The organism is Paenibacillus sp. ACRSA, assembly GCF_022346845.1.
Lineage (GTDB): Bacteria > Bacillota > Bacilli > Paenibacillales > Paenibacillaceae > Paenibacillus.
This window is the reverse complement of the sequence record NZ_JAKRNP010000023.1, coordinates 40,284-58,450: the sequence shown is the minus strand read 5'-3', so window position 1 is coordinate 58,450 and position 18,167 is coordinate 40,284. Positions and strand designations below refer to the sequence as shown.

Genomic DNA, 18,167 nt, shown 5'->3' with positions numbered 1-18,167 from the left:
CGACTTGCATGTATTAGGCATGCCGCCAGCGTTCGTCCTGAGCCAGGATCAAACTCTCCAATAAAGTATTGAAAAGAGCGATTAGCTCATTTTGAATCTGACGAGATTAAAAATCTCATTTTGTTCATCCTGTAAGCAGGATGATTACTCACTCGTTGTTCAGTTTTCAAAGATCAAACTTGATAATTTCTTTGTTTTTCGTCACCATTTTGTCTCAGCGGCGACTTTTATAATATACCATGCTTCGTATGTTTCAGTCAAGCATTTTTTTGAAATTCTTTTTTCGAGCTCTTTCGAACTCATTAATCTCTTCAAAATGTCTCAACCAAGCAAGCAAAGCAACGAGATATAATGTACCATAGAAACGTTCGAAGAGTCAACTACCCAAACAAAGAAATTTTCAAACCTAATAATAACCCTACTCCAGGCAGCCCGAGAATACTCACCGTACCTATCGTGGCAGGATTCAGAGGGATATACGCCCCTGTAATCCATCCTGAATAATTTACGATATAAATTCCCACAGCCGCTAGCACAAGATGAATTCCGAATGAGGTAAGCCAAGCGAGTCCAATTCTCTTCTTAAACAAGATGACTAACAGCGCAAGCAACGATATAACCAGTACACTTCCTAGTATTAAACTCTTCATTATACCCGCCTCCATTTCATTCAACTTATTCAGCTATCCACTAAGACCTCGATCCATCATTACCGCCCCATCCATCTCCGCCCGCTTAGCTCGCTTCAAATGAATTTGATACTTTCGCTCAGCCGCTTCCAACACATAGATCGCATAATCAATCTCATCCTCCCCTTGTGCCTCTTCGAACTGCCTCACAGCTCTCTCCCATTCCAACTTAGCCTTTTGAATATCGGTGTAAATCTGTTCCGCTTCTCGTTCCTTCAATACTCGGGTATGTTTATCATTAGATGAGCGCCTGCTACTTTTCCAAAACAACATAAGCTCTCCCCCTCCAGATCTGAAACAGCATATCTCATACATATCAAGGAGAGGACAAACTTAGAACTTATTCCACGAATATTCCTGTACACAGACTTTCAACTCACAATATCACTATATCCACCCCTCAAGACCACCGACCTACACATCCAATAAAACAAAAAAAGAGAACCCCGAAGGGCTCTCTGATTAAACTCGTTTACCTTGCTACACACATCGGCGTAGCGAAATAACAAATCGAATACCGCCCTTCAGATCATAGCTAGGCATTTAACGCACCTCTCTACGACCTTCCAGCGCTTTGGATAATGTTACTTCATCTGCGTACTCCAAGTCTCCACCAACAGGCAATCCATGAGCAATACGAGTTACCTTGATTTCGAATGGACGAACCAAACGGGAAATGTACATTGCTGTAGCTTCTCCCTCAATGTTCGGGTTCGTTGCCAGGATTAACTCCTGTACTCGTTCATCACTCAACCGAGTCAGCAGTTCCTTAAGACGAATGTCATCCGGCCCAATACCCTCCATAGGAGAGATCGCACCTTGCAAGACATGATAATATCCATCGAATTCTTTCGTACGTTCCATAGCTACCAGGTCTTTAGAATCCTGAACAACACAGATTACCGAAGTATCCCTCGATTTATCCTGACAGATCCGGCATGGATCTGTATCTGTGATATTACAGCACACAGAACAGTAATGAAGGTTACGCTTCACACTGACAAGTGCTTTGGCAAAATCAATAACATCATCTTCCTTCATGTTAAGCACATGAAAAGCTAATCTCGCCGCCGTCTTAGGCCCAATACCCGGCAAACGAGTAAAGGCATCAATTAGCTTGGCTATCGGTTCGGGATAATACAATCGATTGCGTCTCCTTTTAGAGGATCAATTTAAATTAAAATAGTCCCGGAATTTTCATGCCGCCTGTGAATTTACCCATATCTTGATTGGCAATCTCATCGGCTTTGGTCATAGCATCATTTACAGCAGTCATTACAAGATCCTGCAGCATTTCTACATCTTCTGGATCTACCGCTTCAGGTTTGATCGTAATAGCTAGCAATTTCTTATGTCCGTTAACCTCTGCTGTCACAACGCCACCACCTGAAGTACCTTGAACCGTTTTGTCCGCAAGTTCCTCTTGTGCTTTCAACATTTGCTCCTGCATTTTCTTCACTTGTTTCATCATTTGGTTCATGTTATTCATAACTTTTCATCTCCTTAGGTATAGTTATCGCACCAGGCGTGTAGTAAATCTATTCCTTAATCACAACAAGATCCTCACCAAATAGCTGAATGGCTTCATCTATCCAAGGTTGCTTGCTGCTTGAACCTCCATCTTCATGCTCTGGTTCAAGCTTAAAGTCCTCCTTTGGCGCTTCAGAAGCTCCTTCCATTGCACCAGTCCAATCCTTGAGCATCATCGTCACCAGACGCGCTGAACGTCCAAGCTGTTCAGACAGCACACGTTCAATCACTTCACGGTTAGCCTGCTTCTCGGTCGTTTCGCGATGGATGTTATTTTTGAAAGCTACTAATACGTTGTCTTCCAAAAGAGATACTGGTTCACCGTCCATAAACCAAGCATGAACTGTGACTTTCTCCTCTTTCACGCGTTGCAAAATCTGACTCCACTTTTTGCTGATCTCCATAAAATCAGGCGATCCTTTACGCGCAACATACTGATCCAAATGCGCAGGCAACTTCGCTGGTGAGTTCCCTCTAGACACAGGAGCCCGTGTCGCCGGACGAGAAGGGCTGCTTGAGGCAGATTCCCCACCAGATAACCCACTTTTAAGTGCGCGATCTAGTTTCTTCTCGAGCTCAGCAAGTTGTTGCTTCAACCGCCCAATCTCTCCACTATCGGTCGATGGCGCGGTAGATCCAGTACTTGACGAAGCTACTGCTTGATCAGCCATTGCGCCTTGCGCGGGTATACTGCACAGTTTGAGCAGCGCAACTTCAAATAGTGTCTGTGGTTGGACTGCATACTTCATTTCACTCTGGTACCGATTAAGTGTATCAATCATTTGGAACAACTGTTCCTTAGTGAAGGATTCAGCCATATCTCGGAATGACTCCGGGTTGAGTACACGATCCGTTAGCTTATCTGCATCCGGCACCATCTTAATCATAAGCAAATCACGGAAATAATAAAGCAAATTCTCCATGCATTTGTCTGCGCTCTTGCCTTCATGCATAAATCCTTCAATCATCAGCAGGATATGACCGACGTCACCCTTCAATAGAGAGGCAGCAAGCTTCGCAAATTGTTCAGATGGAATCCCACCGGTCATATCCATGACCTGCTGATAGGTTACCTTCCCATCCGTAAATGACGAGATCTGATCTAATACGCTAAGCGCGTCCCGCATTCCCCCGTCAGATAGACGGGCAATATATTGAAGTGCATCAAGGTCAGCTTCCATACCTTCTTGCTCACAGATTAGAGCTAAGCGTGCTGTCTGTTCCTCCAACGACACTCGGCGAAAATCAAATCGCTGACAGCGAGATATAATCGTAGCCGGTAGACGATGGGGTTCGGTTGTTGCTAAAATAAACATAACATGCGGAGGAGGTTCTTCCAACGTTTTAAGCAGCGCATTGAAGGCCTCTGTCGTAAGCATGTGTACTTCATCAATAATATAAACTTTCTGCCGAACCTCGGTTGGCGCATATTTAACCTTTTCCCGAAGATCACGGATCTCTTCAACACCTCGGTTGGATGCCGCATCAATCTCTTGCACATCCATTACCGCACCAGTTGTAATCCTCCGGCATGCTTCGCACTCGTTACAAGGCTCAGGCGCAGGTCCACGTTCGCAGTTCACAGCTTTGGCCAAAATCTTGGCAGCACTTGTCTTTCCCGTTCCTCTAGGGCCACTAAACAAATAGGCATGGGAAGTCCGCTGTTCACGAATCGCGTTCTGCAAGGTTTGAATAATATGCTGTTGTCCCACCATATCTTGGAACGACTGGGGACGCCAAGCCCGGTATAACGCGATATGCTCCATGATGCGTTACCTTCCTTCCACTTCGCATTCGAGTCCTTTGTCGTTCCCCCATTATACTATATTCCGGGGTGAATCCAAACTTTATCTGACCCATTTCTGCGTGGTTTTTTTGTAGACATATCAAAAAGACCTCTGCATACATACAACTGCAAAGGTCTCTAATTCTAATAGTAAGCCGTGCACCTGCTATCGATAATTGCGATCCAAGTGGCACCCCTGAACAATAGCTCAGGCTAGGCAACCCTCCGGCACAAGAGTGATCTCACTTATGGCTGCTTCCTTCCGGACCTGACCAGGTTCATGAGTACTCATTGCGGAGGACCCAACCGTCAACACCACGTTCAGGGACCAAACCTCACATCGACAAAACCTCTAGCAGGAATTCAACCTCGCTGTAGCGGATTGCGAGTTACAGGGCACCGCTACCTCCCCATCTAGCACGGTAAGAAATAGTATAACGTAAGGTAGTATAAATTGCAACCAGAGGGAGATGGGGAGAGCTGAATAATTGTTACCAATCGATCTAGAATGCGGCTCGGCCTACTTGCGATGCAGAAAACTTGTCTTAAAAAGGTCCAGAAACTAGGAATCTTATCGTAGAGCACTCTCCACCTTCCATACACAAACAAACATATAAAAACCCCTGTCAAGATGACAGGGGTGGGTTTGGATGCAATTAGCAGACAATTCCCGAAGAATTGCTGAATTAGATTCCGTATTTTTTCTTGAAACGATCCACACGACCGCCAGCATCGATAAACTTCTGTTTACCAGTGAAGAACGGGTGGCACGCGGAGCAAATCTCTACACGAAGTCCGTCTTTAACCGAACCAGTCTCAAAAGTATTACCGCATGCGCAGGATACTTGACCAATCGTGTACTTAGGATGAATTGCTTCTTTCATTACCTTTCACCTCTTTCCGCCCTGAGCCTCAAGCGGACCCAGAGTAAATGGCACAACTCCGAAGATTATAACATGGCATATTGCCAGTTGCAATCCATAATTATCAAGAGGTGATCAGGCGCTTAGGACGTGCCATTCCAGCTGGTGGGACATGTGTAAACGAGCCAATCACGACGTCAGGCAACTCTTCTTGGAAGATTTCGATCATCTGCTTCATTCCCAGTATGTCACCTTGAGCCGGAGGAATTAGCTCCAAATAACTTTCAGGGTCAATATTGAGATTACGCATCTGAATGAGACGTAGTTTGGTTCTGCGCGCAAACTCAACCATCGCTTCAATCTCTTCCTCACGATCTGTTACACCCGGGAAGATCAAATAGTTAATGGAGGTGTATACACCTTGTTCTGCGGCATACTTCATGGATTTCTCGACATTAGCCAAGGTATAACCACGAGGTTTGTAATAGGCATTATAATGATCATCCAAAGCACTAATTGTACTTACGCGCATAAGATCCAGCCCTGCATCTACAATACCTCTAATATGATCATTCAATCCAGCATTCGTATTAATGTTGATGTATCCCATATCTGTGATGGAACGCACTTCACGAATAGCCTCAATAATCAGTTTAGCCTGCGTAGAGGGTTCACCCTCACAGCCTTGTCCAAAACTGATAATGGATTCCGGCGTTTTCAAATGCTCCAACATAACTTCAACAATTTCATCCACACGTGGGCGGAAGTTCATACGCGTCTGCGGAGATACAAAACCACTGTCATCGGGTTGTTCAGAAATACATCCGAAGCAACCGGCATTACAGGAGTATGATACAGGCACGCCGCCTTCCCAACGATTCAAGAACGTGTTGGATGAAGTTAAGCATTCATATCCCAACGCACAATTCGATAGATGAGTATAAAGACGATTTTCCGGATATTTTTTCGTCAAATGATTCACACCTGACTTCACATCATCCCGGTCACAGTTAAGCGGATTCCACTTATCTGGACTATCCGACTTCGCAGCTGTGACATAGAAACCGCCATCTTTCCAGACAACTGCCGAATAACCGAACAAAGGCAACTTGTACTCTTTATCCGTCTTCACATAACCTGGCAGGCACAGCCGGGTGAAACCTTGCGGCAATAACGCACCTACAGCTTGTGTATCACTGGGCATTGGCAACATCTCGCCCGTATCGGGATCCATACCAATTGGACGAGTGCTCGGCAATCCCACCAATGTCGCACCATCTGGCAGAGGAATAAGCTCATCCTCCATAATTTCAACAATCATATCACCACTTCGTGCAAGTCCATACAAGGACGGGTGATCAAATACATTACCTTTTTCATCTGCGTATACTAAATACATGATGTTCTCCTCACATCTATATGGGTTAAGCCTAAACGACGAGTGTCCAATCAGCCCATAGTCAACTAGGTTGTCGTTGCTGATGTGGCTGTTTGTCTTGGTGAACGACGGGTTGTTGTTGTGCCGGAATTACTCGTTGGATTATTGGCCGCTGCATCAAATGCAGCAAGGAACTCTGCATTGGTTTTGCTGTTACGCAGCTTCTTCAAGAAGCTCTCCACAAAATCATGTGAGTCATTCATATTTTTCCGAATAGTCCAGATTGTATCCAGCTCTTCTTTGCTAAGAAGCACTTCTTCACGACGAGTACCCGAACGACGAATATCAATCGCAGGGAAGATACGGCGCTCTGCCAAACGACGATCCAAATGAAGCTCCATGTTACCCGTACCTTTGAACTCTTCATAGATAATATCATCCATACGGGAACCTGTATCAATCAGAGCGGTCGCCAGAATAGTCAAGCTTCCTCCCTCTTCCACATTCCTTGCAGAACCGAAGAAGCGTTTAGGACGATGGAATGCTGCAGGATCAATACCTCCGCTTAGCGTCCGACCAGATGGCGGAATAACCAAGTTGTATGCACGAGCCAGACGTGTGATGCTATCCAGTAGGATAACGACATCTTTTTTGGCTTCTACAAGGCGAAGTGCACGCTCCAATACCAATTCAGCAACTTTAATATGGTTCTCAGGCAGCTCATCAAACGTAGAAGCTACAACTTCACCTTTAACCGAACGAGACATATCCGTTACTTCCTCCGGACGCTCATCAATCAACAGGACAAATAGTTCAATTTCAGGATTGTTCGTTGAGATGCTGTTGGCGATTTCTTTAAGGAGAAGTGTTTTACCTGCTTTGGGAGGTGCTACGATCAATCCGCGCTGTCCCAGACCTACTGGAGCAAGCACATCCATAATGCGAGTGGACAAATGGTTGGGGGATGTTTCGAGAACCAGTTTTTTCTGCGGATATAATGGAGTTAGTGCAGGGAAATGAAGTCTTTCCGCAGCGGCTGAAGGATTCTCTCCGTTTACAGCATTGACTTGCAGCAAGCCGAAGTACCGCTCATTTTCTTTTGGCGTCCTACACTTACCCGATACGAGGTCACCCGTTCTAAGGTCAAACTTGCGAATCTGCGAAGCCGAAATGTAGATATCCTCTGTACTTGGCAAGTAGTTAATCGGCCGTAGGAATCCGTATCCCTCAGGGAGAATTTCAAGCACACCTTGCATAAACATCAAACCACTTTGTTCAGCTTGTGCACGTAATATAGCAAAGATTAATTCTTTCTTTTTCAATTGACCGTAATATGGAATTTGATATTTTTTGGCCAGTTTGTAAAGGTCCGTTAATTTCATTTCTTCCAAATCGGAAATTTGTAGATCCATATAATAACCACCTATTCAATTAATAAGTCCGTGAAATGGATAGTTTCGCTAGATGTTCCGGCTATGGAGAGCAGCATAACACCGCGTTCTCTTCTGTCCATTGTACGGAATGTAACCGCTATAATGCAAATACTTGTCTTTGGATGTAAGTTCCGGGCGGGATGGCTATATACACAGCACTGTCCGCTAGTGAGTGAACACAAAAGTCATGAGGCGTTCGATCCGGGTAACCGGCCAAGGAGCGCAGTTCAAACAAACCGGGGGCTTGAGGAAAGGGAATAATCTCAGTTCTTACAGCCATATGATGTCTAATCCAAAAAAAGACCCTCCGGCCAAGGAAATCGTACATTTCACCTGGTTCCGGAGAGGCTGAGAACTCTATTAGTATAGGTTTACCCATTTGTTGAAAGGTTATGCAGTTCTGTAAAAATAATAACTGTATTGCTGTAAACTTGCAATATATCGTTCGTTTACTCCGTCTCACGCCACACATCTGCACCTAACAAGCGCAGATTAGTAACGAGATGATCGTAACCACGATCAATATATTCAACACCCGTTACTTCAGTCACACCTTCACTAACGGTGAGACCTGCGATCACCAGCGCTGCTCCAGCGCGCAGATCGGATGCTTTTACCTTAGCCGCATTCAAAGGACTACCTTCAATAATTGCAGACCGTCCTTCTACACGGATCTTAGCACCCATTCGCACTAACTCAGGAACATGCTTGAATCGATTGCTATATACAAAATCACTGAGGACACTAACACCCGTGGCTTGTGTTAATACACTCGTCATCGGGGACTGTAGATCTGTAGGGAAGCCAGGGTACACCAGCGCCTTCACATCCACATGATTGTACGAGGCTTGTCCGATAACTCGGATGCTCTCGTCTAGTTCCTCAATGCCAACGCCCATCTCAATTAGCTTTGCAGTCAAAGCTTCAAGGTGTTTGGGGATGACATTATCAATCAGGACGTCTCCACGTGTTGCTGCCGCAGCGATCATGTACGTACCCGCCTGTATACGATCCGGGATAATCGAATGACGACAGCCTTTTAGTTCAGATACACCTTCAATACGAATGGTTTCTGTACCTGCACCCTTAATGCTTGCACCCATAGAGTTCAAAAGTGTTGCTACATCTATAATCTCAGGCTCTTTAGCCGCGTTTTCGATAATTGTAGAGCCTTTGGCACGAGTTGCCGCCAGCATAATGTTAATGGTTGCACCTACGCTACTTACATCTAGATAAATCTTAGCTCCGCGAAGCTCTTTGGCATGCAGATGAATGGAACCATGTTCGTTTGTAACCGTTGCGCCAAGCGCTTCAAAACCTTTGATATGTTGATCAATCGGACGAGGTTCAAAATTACAACCTCCAGGTAAACCAATGGTCGCTTCTTTGAAACGCCCAAGCAGCGCACCCATCATATAGTATGAAGCACGAAGTTTCTTCACAGGCCCATTCGGCATAGGAATGGATTTAATATCGGAAGGATCGATTCTCATCTGACTGCCTTCCCATGTCACACGCGCTCCGAGTTCCTCCAAAATTTCCGCATATACGGCCACATCACTCAAAAGTGGCAGGTTGTCAAGCACGACCTCTGACTCGGCAAGCAATGCTGCAGGAATAAGCGCAATGGCGCTGTTCTTGGCGCCGCTTATGGTTACAGTTCCCTGTAACGGACGTCCGCCACTAATCATCAATTTTTCCATAAAGCTTAATGTCCCCCTACGTGTTTTGCAGCCGATGAACGGCAATACGTGCTGATGGCTAACGATGTAGAAATAAGGTGTGAAAATGGAAAGACACCGGCTAGGCGGTGTTCTTCCATTTCACAGTATGGAACTGTTTGAGATAAATTACGCTTTGTTGTTAGAACCAAACTCGCGGATTTTACCTTTAACTGTTTCTTTGATTGCATCACGGCCTGGTACGATGAATGTACGTGGATCGTAAGCATTTGGTTTAGCTGCAAGTACTTCACGAACTGCTTTAGTGAAAGAGATTTGGTTCTCTGTGTTCACGTTGATTTTGGAAGTACCCAGGGAGATTGCTTTATCGATATCGTGCTTAGGAATACCTGTACCACCGTGCAATACGAGTGGAACTTGTACCGCGTCACGAACTTCTTCCATTTCTTTGAAGCCGAGGTTTGGCTCGCCTTGGTAAGGACCGTGTACGGAACCCAGAGCTGGTGCCAAAGTATCGATACCTGTTTCTTTAACGATACGGATACACTCGTTCAGGTCAGCGTATTGAATACCACCGATAACGTCGTCTTCTTGTCCGCCTACAGTACCTACTTCAGCTTCTACAGAAACGCCTTTAGCGTGTGCATATTCAACCACTTTTTTAGTCATTTCGATGTTCTCATCGATGGAGTGATGGGAACCGTCGATCATAACGGATGTAAATCCAGCGTCAATCGCTTCTTTACATTTGTCGAAGCTTGAACCGTGATCCAGGTGAATAGCAACTGGTACGGAGATTTTCATGTCAATCAAGAGTCCTTCTACCATTTTAACTACAGTAGTAAAGCCACCCATGTGACGTGCTGCGCCTTCGGAAACACCCAGGATTACTGGGGACTTTTCTTCTTCAGCAGCAGTAAGAATTGCTTGAGTCCACTCAAGGTTATTGATGTTGTATTGACCAACTGCATATTTTCCTTCGAGTGCTTTGTTCAACATGTCTGTCATAGATACTAATGGCATGGTTTCAATCCTCCTAGGGGTTTGGGTTATGTCTATGGTTTTTAGCCGAAATCACATACGGGCTTATTATACCACATCCCATGTCAAATACTAAACATGCATTTGCAAAAATGCTGTGCTTTGCAGCACAGTTTTCATAGATATCACATGACGGCATCATCAATTTCAATATTCCCTGAAAATTTCACTGGAATACCTTGGATTAATACAATCCTTATATTTGGTTATTTATACACAAAAAAATCCTGTTTCCACAGGATTCAGCTGCATTTATTGGCGGTATCATTTCGTAATTGCATATTGACGGCAACACGCATCTCATCGATATCAAACGGTTTCGTAAAATGCATGAGTGCTCCAAGATCGGTAGCTTCCTTAATCATATCTAGCTCCCCATAAGCCGTCATCATGATGACTTTGATGTTGGGGTCTATTTCTTTAATATGCTTCAAAATTTCCAGCCCATCCATGCCGGGAATTTTCATATCGAGCAACACCAGATCAGGCTTGTCGTTATTTACAATTTCAAGAGCTACCTTACCATTAGGCGCTTGAAATGTATTATATCCCTCACTGCTGAACACTTCCATTAAGAGGATACGAATCCCATTTTGGTCATCAACAATCAACAATTTTTTATTTTCCACTGTGTAACCTCCTGGATTTAGGAAAGCATAAACGTCCGAATTGGATAACTATCCCATAGTCGTCATGATAAGTATTCTACCTCTTCCAGTAAAATCCTTCTCCAGGTTCAAATTGACCGAAAACATTTTATCCCATCTATGATTTCTCAGAGCATGACGAAAAGAGGATGCCCCGTCCACCCGTAAATCACGAGCGAACAGAGGCATCCCCATATAATAAATAAATAACTTACTTCTCAGCGTTCTCCAAGGAAGCTTTCACAAACTCACGGAACAATGGTTGTGGACGGTTCGGACGGGAAGTGAATTCCGGATGGAATTGCACTGCCAGGAACCATGGGTGTCCCGGAAGTTCAACGATCTCTACCAAACGGCCATCTGGAGATGTACCGGAGATAACCAATCCTGCTTTCTCGATCGCTTCACGGTATTCATTGTTGAACTCATACCGGTGGCGATGTCTCTCATACACGAGTTCGTCATCATAACAAGACATTGCCAAAGATCCCTCTTGAAGCTTACAAGGGTACAGACCAAGACGCATCGTACCACCCAGATTTTCGATATCCTTTTGCTCTGGCAACAGATCGATTACCGGGAATTCAGTAGCTGGATTAATCTCGGAGCTGTTAGCACCGTTCAAACCAACGATGGAACGTGCATATTCAATAACGGAAACCTGCATACCCAAGCAAATACCGAAGAACGGAATATTTTTGTCACGGGCATAACGGATTGCCGATACTTTACCTTCGATCCCACGATCTCCGAATCCACCAGGAACAAGAATACCACCCACGCCGTGCAACAGGTCGCCTACGTTCTCATCGGTAAGATCTTCGGAATGAACCCAGCGGATCTTCACATCTGCGTTGGATGCAAATCCAGCGTGAGACAATGATTCAACAACACTCAGATATGCATCATGAAGCGCTACATATTTACCAACAATCGCAATCTCAACAGTGCGTTGCAATTTGCTGATCCGGTCAACCAGCCCTTCCCACTCGCTCATATCCGGTGCAGGAGTAGTCAGCTTCAGGTGGTTTACCACGATCTCATCCAGGCCTTCTTCACGCAGGTTAAGTGGCACTTCATACAATGTGCTCGCATCGCGGCATTCTACCACGGCGTTCTCATCAATGTCACAGAAGAGCGCGATTTTGGCTTTCATGTCTTTGGACAGCTCGTACTCTGTACGGCAAACGATAACGTTTGGCTGAATACCGATGCTGCGCAATTCCTTCACACTGTGCTGTGTAGGTTTTGTTTTCACTTCACCCGCAGCCTTGATGTATGGAATCAGCGTTACATGGATGTACATTACATTGTCGCGACCTACATCACTCTTGATCTGACGAATAGCCTCCAGGAAAGGCAAGCTCTCGATGTCACCTACTGTTCCACCGATTTCCGTAATCACGACATCCGAACCAGCTTCACGACCAGCGCGGAATACACGCTCTTTGATCTCGTTCGTAATGTGCGGGATAACTTGTACCGTACCACCTAAATATTCACCGCGACGCTCTTTGCTAATCACGGAAGAGTATACTTTACCTGTTGTAACGTTGCTGTTTTTGGAAAGATTGATGTCAATAAACCGTTCATAGTGACCCAGATCCAAATCCGTTTCCGCGCCATCGTCTGTTACAAATACTTCACCGTGCTGATACGGGCTCATTGTTCCCGGGTCAATGTTGATATATGGGTCAAATTTTTGGATTGTTACCTTGAGTCCTCTGTTTTTCAGCAATCTGCCCAGCGAGGCAGCCGTGATTCCTTTGCCCAGGGAGGACACAACTCCGCCCGTCACGAAAATATACTTTGTCACTGTTATTACCCTCCTAATATAAGTACAGAAATTCAGGCGATATATGGTGTTATCGTAACCCGTTTCCCAGGTAATCATCGTTAAAAAGAGCAATGGTAGAAATTCCCTGCATCTACGAACTGCTCTTTCTCACGAAGACCGTTTGAACAACGCTGCTTTACAACAAAATGGTGCAAATTTTCCGAGAGCCTTATCCGGGTTCGTCCCCTTACTTGACATCAATCAGAAAACATCGATTGGCGTTTTTTATATACAAAAACGAACCCCGGACGTTGACCGGGAGCGTGCGGAAATCATTTCATTTTGCAAAATTCTGCCTCTAAAAATACAAAAAAAAGTACTCCCGCAGGACGGGGCACTTTTATAAAAAACATAAATATATTGTCGCTCATTCATAAGCCCATGCAATAGTTTACCCGCTACCCCATCTGCTTGTCAAGGATGTCTATCGGGGTGAAACGGGTAAATTATTGACATTAAAAATGACGTTTACTTATTGGAATCGTCGTCAAAACCATCCTCGTCTTCGGACTCTTCTTCATCGTCTTCGTCGAGGTCTTCTTCTTCCAAATCATCATCTTCAACTAGAACTTCTTCATCGCTATCATCTTCATCGAAGATGTCATCATCGTCATCATCATCATCGTCTTCATCTTCGTCCTGATCATCATCAGTGTTGTCGAAGTCTTCGTCACTGCTGTAGCTATCTTCCTCTTCACCGAAGTCCTCATCTTCCAAATCATCATCTTCATCGTTGATGATACGCGGACGTTTCGCACCCGTCATGGAATCTTCCGCTCCAGCAACCGGATACCAGCGCTTCAATCCCCACAGACTCGTACCGACACAAGCAAAACGTCCATCGATATTAATCTCGGTATATAGCTGGGCAATAAAATCGTTGATTTCTTCGTCAGTCATTCCGCGCTGTTTAGCTACCTCATTCATCAAATCTCGGTAGTAATACGGCGTATTTGCCGCTTTCAGCACCATAAAGGCGAGGTCAACCAAAGGAATCTCTCTTACCTTTTCTTTATCAATTTTTAAGTTGAGTGAGGTACTCACTGACAGACACTTCCTCTCACACATTAATTCACTTTATATCCCTACGAACTGGATCGTTACGTATAACATATCCATTAACAAAACTAAGTAAAACCTATTTAGCGTTAAAAAGCAAGTTTTTATGTACGTGGATTAGATAAATAACATGGAAAACAACTTCAACGACGCCATTCTACAGAAGCTGAGCAAAAATGGAAAAAGACGGAGTCCCCTCCGTCTTCTGACTGTATACCCTCGTAGGATCGCTCCTTACCAAGGTTCCCCGCAAGAGCCCTCTAGCCCTCCATCCATCATATGTCCCTGCGCCCTTTTTGACACGAAGTGAAGGACTTTTTATAAAAAAAGGGCAAGTTCCCCATGCGGCAGGCTGAGCGCATTCATAGAATACCTCAGCATGTTCATCCCGAAGGGGGCTGCCCATAATGGACTACACCGGCTTATTGCATCATTTAGTTGAAGGAATGAAAGGTCCTGAACCGGAACAGGCGGGGCGGTACCTCATCCGGTTCAACCAACCAAGACATTATGAAGCCTGTCTCTTGGAACTTTCGAGAATGCGCAGCAAATTCTCCGATCTAAGAGCAGTGCGTTCATCCCGTCTTGCACGCTCCATTATCGCAAATGTAGGCTGCCCAGAAGAATTGAATCGTTATGGCGCTGATATTACAGTGGAAGAGGATCACTCCATCTCGCTCCATGCCACTGCGCTGCATAATAAACCAACCAGCGTTCAAGGTGTGCCCTGGGGAGTGAAGCAGATCCGCGCACCCAAAGTATGGTCTGTCTCCACAGGACATCGCATCAAAATCGGTGTGATTGATACTGGTGCTGATTATCAGCACCCGGATCTTCGTTATTCACTAGCGCGTGGGATTAATCTGTTAAATCGCAGCTTACTGCCCCATGATGATAACGGTCACGGAACTCATATTGCCGGAACGATTGCAGCAGCCAACAGCACGGCTGGCATGATCGGTGTAGCTCCTCGGTCTTTGATATATCCAGTAAAGGCATTTGATCATAACGGATCAGCTTATGTATCCGATATTGTACTCGGCATTGACTGGTGTGTGCGTAACCGGGTAGATATCATCAATATGAGCTTCGGCATGAAGACTCGAAGCAAGGCTCTTCTCGATGTCGTGAATCGGGCATATCATGCCGGCATTGTCATTGTGGCCTCGTCAGGAAACGACGGCAAACGCCGTAGCATTGATTATCCAGCAAGGTATCCGCAAACGATATCCGTGGGTGCAACGGACAAAAACCGGCGCATTGCATCCTTCAGCAACCGTGGTGCATATGTTGATGTCTATGCACCTGGCGACAAAATTGTATCCTCATGGGTACAAGGCAAGCACCACGAGATGAGTGGCACCTCCATGGCTACTTCCCACGTAAGCGGCGCCATCGCGCTATTACTTGCCAAGCATCCAGGACTTTCGCCCAGCGAAATTAAAGCGCTGGTCAAGCGCGCCACCGTACCACTGCGCGCTCGCAAAACAACCGCCGCGAAGACGAAGGTGCGCGGCGGCGAGATCGACGCCCTCCGGCTCATGCAGGAGGGCGAGGCATAACGCACCGACCACCACCGCCATTGGCTGAGCAAGCCTTGAAGGCACCGTATACCGCATGCTCGCGGTATACAGAGGTTTCAAGGCTTGTACATGCGGGAGCGGCGGTGGTGGTCGGTGCAGGCTCAGGTGCAAGCACGACACGCTATGCGTCCGTCTGCTTGCACTGCAAAAAGTCCCCATGCCCACGCTGCATTACAAGCGTGGTGCATGGGGACTTTTTGCTGTGCCTAGGCGGCAAAGCGCCGCCGCGGCATGGGTTACATTTTGTCTGGTGCGGATACGCCAACCAGACGAAGCGCTGTTGCGATAACGGTACGCACAGCACCGATCAACGCCAGACGCGCCCCCGTTTGCTCCGCGTCTTCTGTAATGACGCGCTCTGCACGGTAGTAGCTATGGAACAGGGATGCCAGTTCATATACGTAACGGATCAAGCGGTGTGGCGCATATCCCGTAGCAGCAGTGGCAATCTCTTCTGGCAGCTCACCCATTTTGCGAAGAAGATCAAATTCATGTTCTGTTGTCAGCTTAGACAGGTTAATCTGTGAAATTGGCAACAGCTCAATGCCTTGCTCTTCTGCTTGGCGGTATACGCTGCAGACACGAGCATGTGCGTATTGCACATAGAATACTGGGTTCTCATTAGACGTCGAAATAGCAAGATCCATGTCAAAGTCCAGATGGGAGTCCATGCTGCGCATCGTGAAGAAGTATCGAATGGCGTCAATGCCTACTTCATCCATCAGATCTTCCATTGTTACGGCTTTACCCGTACGCTTAGACATTTTCACTTTCTCACCATTCTGGAACAAGCTAACCATCTGTGCAATCAGCACGACCAGTTTATCCGGATCGTTACCAAGTGCTTGCATAGCAGCTTTCATCCGTGGAATATATCCATGGTGATCGGCTCCCCAGATGTTAATCATCGTGTCGTATCCACGAGAATATTTATCGCGGTGGTAAGCGATGTCTGGTGTCAGGTAAGTGTACGTACCATCATTCTTGATCAATACACGTTCCTTGTCGTCCCCATATTGCATCGTTTTCAGCCAGGTTGCGCCATCTTTCTCATAGATCTCGTCACGGTCACGCAATTCATCCAGCACGCGAAGTACTTCACCATTATCGTAAAGGGAAGTCTCGCTGAACCAGATGTCAAAGTTAACGCGGAAGCGATTCAAGTCCCGTTTGATCTTATCCAGTTCCTTCTCCAGACCATAGTCACGGAAGTAAGCAGCACGATCTCCTGGATGCATGGACAGCAAGCTGTCTCCCTTCTCGGCAACCAATTCCTTCGCAAACCCTTTAATATCTTCACCATGGTAGCCGTCTTCTGGCATCTCGGCATCTTGGCCTAGCTCTTGCAAATAACGTGCTTCAATGGAGCGAGCCAAATTAAATACTTGGTTACCCGCATCATTAATGTAGTATTCACGAGTTACATCGTAACCAGCATAATCGAGGATATTGCACAGTGCATCACCTACAGCTGCTCCACGGGCATGTCCCAGATGCAGGCTGCCTGTTGGATTGGCACTGACAAACTCCATTTCGACCTTGCGTCCTTCACCGACATTAATTCTTCCGTAATTCTCTCCCTGCTCTTGTACAAGCTCCAGCACTGGATAGAGGTAGCTCTTATCCAATTTGAAGTTGATGAAGCCTGGTCCAGCAATCTCAGCCGTCTCAATGCCAGCATCCGCCAAGTTCAGGTTAGCGATGATCTCTTCCGCAATCTGACGAGGATTGCGCTTAGCAATCTTGGTGAGCTGCATCGCAGCATTGGTTGCTAGATCACCATGGGATTTGTCCCGAGGTACTTCAAGCGTGATAGCAGGCAACTCATCTTGCGTAACGATTCCAGCAGCAACGATAGCATTACCAATCGCCGTGCTTACCCGTTCATTAATTGTATCTAGTGGATTACGTGTCATTAAATTGGTTCCTCCTGTATATGCAAACTAATCGCGAAATGTCCGGATTCTTCGTCAAAGCGGTAAAAGTCGTAGCTCCACGCTGCGCGTGCGTTCAATCCCTGAATGGAAAGTTCCAGCTCCTGTGTATATGTGGACAAGGAAAAAGCCATGTAAGGGGAACGATAAAAGCCCGGAAGCTTCCGGTTTAATTCAAACGTCTGCTCCGATTCAACCTCGCCGTGACGTATAATCTTGATGGATTGTCCGCTCATTTTCAATGTTGTTCGGGTAATACCACCTTCAGGGCCAATCTGTGGTTCCTGATAACGAACATAGAGAACAGACCCTCTCAGCACAGCTTCACCCTGCATTTCCTGCAGCACATCTTCACCTTCATAGCGGCTGTGCAGCCGGATCTGAACCGGTCGCATGTTCGACATGAATGTTAACCTCCATTATATTCGAGGCGGCGCCAAAAACGAGAGGCTGATCTACACAAGCGCTTCCCGTATCGTTGTACCGCTATACGCACTCATATTACCGGATAGCCTTCTATCCTACACTCTACTGTATAACTATATCCAGTTCACTCGCTCAATTCAAATCCAAATTCAGAGTTTTTGTTCTTGGGCAGCAAAAAAAGGAGAGCAGCACCCTATGATATGCCCCTTACAGTAACAGGTTTGATTGTTCACCTGCCTTCTTGACGGGGACAGTTCATTCAGTGCTGCTCTCATTCAT

The 18,167-nt window shown here is 45.9% G+C and carries 16 protein-coding genes, 1 rRNA gene and 1 other RNA gene; 1 reads left to right on the top strand and 17 read right to left on the bottom strand.

All coding sequences use genetic code 11. From position 1 onward, the window contains the following. From MH215_RS28565 to rpoE, 15 genes are all read right to left on the bottom strand, one after another. Positions 1-64, bottom strand: a 16S ribosomal RNA gene (locus tag MH215_RS28565); the annotation flags it as partial. 316 nt (positions 65-380) lie between these two features. Next, positions 381-650, bottom strand: a complete 270-nt coding sequence (locus MH215_RS28560; RefSeq protein WP_056698178.1) for a pro-sigmaK processing inhibitor BofA family protein — start codon at positions 648-650, stop codon at positions 381-383. Between the two features lie 33 nt (positions 651-683). Continuing rightward, a complete protein-coding gene (locus MH215_RS28555) occupies positions 684-962 on the bottom strand; it encodes a DUF2508 family protein (RefSeq protein WP_082560442.1) in 279 nt (92 codons plus the stop codon). A gap of 270 nt (positions 963-1,232) precedes the next feature. Continuing rightward, positions 1,233-1,832, bottom strand: a complete 600-nt coding sequence (gene recR / locus MH215_RS28550; RefSeq protein ID WP_145053433.1) for a recombination mediator RecR — start codon at positions 1,830-1,832, stop codon at positions 1,233-1,235. A gap of 34 nt (positions 1,833-1,866) precedes the next feature. After that, positions 1,867-2,178 (bottom strand): YbaB/EbfC family nucleoid-associated protein, encoded by a 312-nt coding sequence (locus MH215_RS28545; protein WP_024628773.1) that lies wholly within the window; start codon positions 2,176-2,178, stop codon positions 1,867-1,869. Positions 2,179-2,227: 49 nt separating this feature from the next. Further along, complete coding sequence (gene dnaX / locus MH215_RS28540) at positions 2,228-3,985, bottom strand: DNA polymerase III subunit gamma/tau (protein ID WP_239294239.1); 1,758 nt, start codon at positions 3,983-3,985, stop codon at positions 2,228-2,230. Positions 3,986-4,160: 175 nt separating this feature from the next. Continuing rightward, positions 4,161-4,428: signal recognition particle sRNA large type (gene ffs, locus MH215_RS28535), an RNA gene on the bottom strand. Positions 4,429-4,691: 263 nt separating this feature from the next. After that, positions 4,692-4,889, bottom strand: coding sequence for a 50S ribosomal protein L31 (gene rpmE / locus MH215_RS28530; protein ID WP_056698168.1), 198 nt, complete (start codon positions 4,887-4,889; stop codon positions 4,692-4,694). A 103-nt stretch (positions 4,890-4,992) separates the two neighbouring features. After that, on the bottom strand, positions 4,993-6,267 hold the full coding sequence (locus MH215_RS28525) for a radical SAM family protein (RefSeq protein WP_128099820.1): 1,275 nt from the start codon (positions 6,265-6,267) through the stop codon (positions 4,993-4,995). Between the two features lie 65 nt (positions 6,268-6,332). Continuing rightward, positions 6,333-7,658 (bottom strand): transcription termination factor Rho, encoded by a 1,326-nt coding sequence (gene rho, locus MH215_RS28520; RefSeq protein WP_056698164.1) that lies wholly within the window; start codon positions 7,656-7,658, stop codon positions 6,333-6,335. Between the two features lie 470 nt (positions 7,659-8,128). Continuing rightward, a complete protein-coding gene (locus tag MH215_RS28515) occupies positions 8,129-9,382 on the bottom strand; it encodes a UDP-N-acetylglucosamine 1-carboxyvinyltransferase (RefSeq protein WP_145053427.1) in 1,254 nt (417 codons plus the stop codon). Positions 9,383-9,529: 147 nt separating this feature from the next. After that, entirely contained in the window at positions 9,530-10,384 is an 855-nt protein-coding gene (gene fba, locus MH215_RS28510; RefSeq protein ID WP_056698160.1) for a class II fructose-1,6-bisphosphate aldolase, read from the bottom strand. 260 nt (positions 10,385-10,644) lie between these two features. Continuing rightward, the gene (locus MH215_RS28505) at positions 10,645-11,031 is read right to left on the bottom strand and encodes a response regulator (protein ID WP_056698157.1); all 387 of its coding nucleotides are present in this window, start codon (positions 11,029-11,031) and stop codon (positions 10,645-10,647) included. Positions 11,032-11,260: 229 nt separating this feature from the next. Then, positions 11,261-12,865 (bottom strand): CTP synthase, encoded by a 1,605-nt coding sequence (locus MH215_RS28500; protein WP_239294238.1) that lies wholly within the window; start codon positions 12,863-12,865, stop codon positions 11,261-11,263. Positions 12,866-13,354: 489 nt separating this feature from the next. Continuing rightward, a complete protein-coding gene (gene rpoE / locus MH215_RS28495; protein ID WP_056698153.1) occupies positions 13,355-13,930 on the bottom strand; it encodes a DNA-directed RNA polymerase subunit delta in 576 nt (191 codons plus the stop codon). Between the two features lie 422 nt (positions 13,931-14,352). Between rpoE and MH215_RS28490 the strand changes: the two genes are divergently transcribed. Continuing rightward, a complete protein-coding gene (locus MH215_RS28490) occupies positions 14,353-15,507 on the top strand; it encodes a S8 family peptidase (RefSeq protein ID WP_239294237.1) in 1,155 nt (384 codons plus the stop codon). 257 nt (positions 15,508-15,764) lie between these two features. Here the strand turns inward: MH215_RS28490 and argS are convergent, their stop codons facing one another. Together argS and MH215_RS28480 are read right to left on the bottom strand one after the other, a co-directional pair. Then, on the bottom strand, positions 15,765-17,444 hold the full coding sequence (gene argS, locus MH215_RS28485; protein WP_239294236.1) for an arginine--tRNA ligase: 1,680 nt from the start codon (positions 17,442-17,444) through the stop codon (positions 15,765-15,767). Further along, complete coding sequence (locus MH215_RS28480) at positions 17,444-17,866, bottom strand: YwiB family protein (protein WP_239294235.1); 423 nt, start codon at positions 17,864-17,866, stop codon at positions 17,444-17,446. Before MH215_RS28480 ends, argS begins: the two co-directional genes overlap by 1 nt. Positions 17,867-18,167: the final 301 nt, after the last annotated feature.

Bases quoted from the DNA above. Each gene is read 5' to 3' on its own strand.
- MH215_RS28560 (WP_056698178.1), bottom strand. From the start codon at position 650: ATGAAGAGTTTAATACTAGGAAGTGTACTGGTTATATCGTTGCTTGCG.
- MH215_RS28555 (WP_082560442.1), bottom strand. From the start codon at position 962: ATGTTGTTTTGGAAAAGTAGCAGGCGCTCATCTAATGATAAACATACC.
- MH215_RS28545 (WP_024628773.1), bottom strand. From the start codon at position 2,178: ATGAATAACATGAACCAAATGATGAAACAAGTGAAGAAAATGCAGGAG.
- dnaX (WP_239294239.1), bottom strand. From the start codon at position 3,985: ATGGAGCATATCGCGTTATACCGGGCTTGGCGTCCCCAGTCGTTCCAA.
- rpmE (WP_056698168.1), bottom strand. From the start codon at position 4,889: ATGAAAGAAGCAATTCATCCTAAGTACACGATTGGTCAAGTATCCTGC.
- MH215_RS28525 (WP_128099820.1), bottom strand. From the start codon at position 6,267: ATGTATTTAGTATACGCAGATGAAAAAGGTAATGTATTTGATCACCCG.
- rho (WP_056698164.1), bottom strand. From the start codon at position 7,658: ATGGATCTACAAATTTCCGATTTGGAAGAAATGAAATTAACGGACCTT.
- MH215_RS28515 (WP_145053427.1), bottom strand. From the start codon at position 9,382: ATGGAAAAATTGATGATTAGTGGCGGACGTCCGTTACAGGGAACTGTA.
- fba (WP_056698160.1), bottom strand. From the start codon at position 10,384: ATGCCATTAGTATCTATGACAGACATGTTGAACAAAGCACTCGAAGGA.
- MH215_RS28490 (WP_239294237.1), top strand. From the start codon at position 14,353: ATGGACTACACCGGCTTATTGCATCATTTAGTTGAAGGAATGAAAGGT.
- argS (WP_239294236.1), bottom strand. From the start codon at position 17,444: ATGACACGTAATCCACTAGATACAATTAATGAACGGGTAAGCACGGCG.
- MH215_RS28480 (WP_239294235.1), bottom strand. From the start codon at position 17,866: ATGTCGAACATGCGACCGGTTCAGATCCGGCTGCACAGCCGCTATGAA.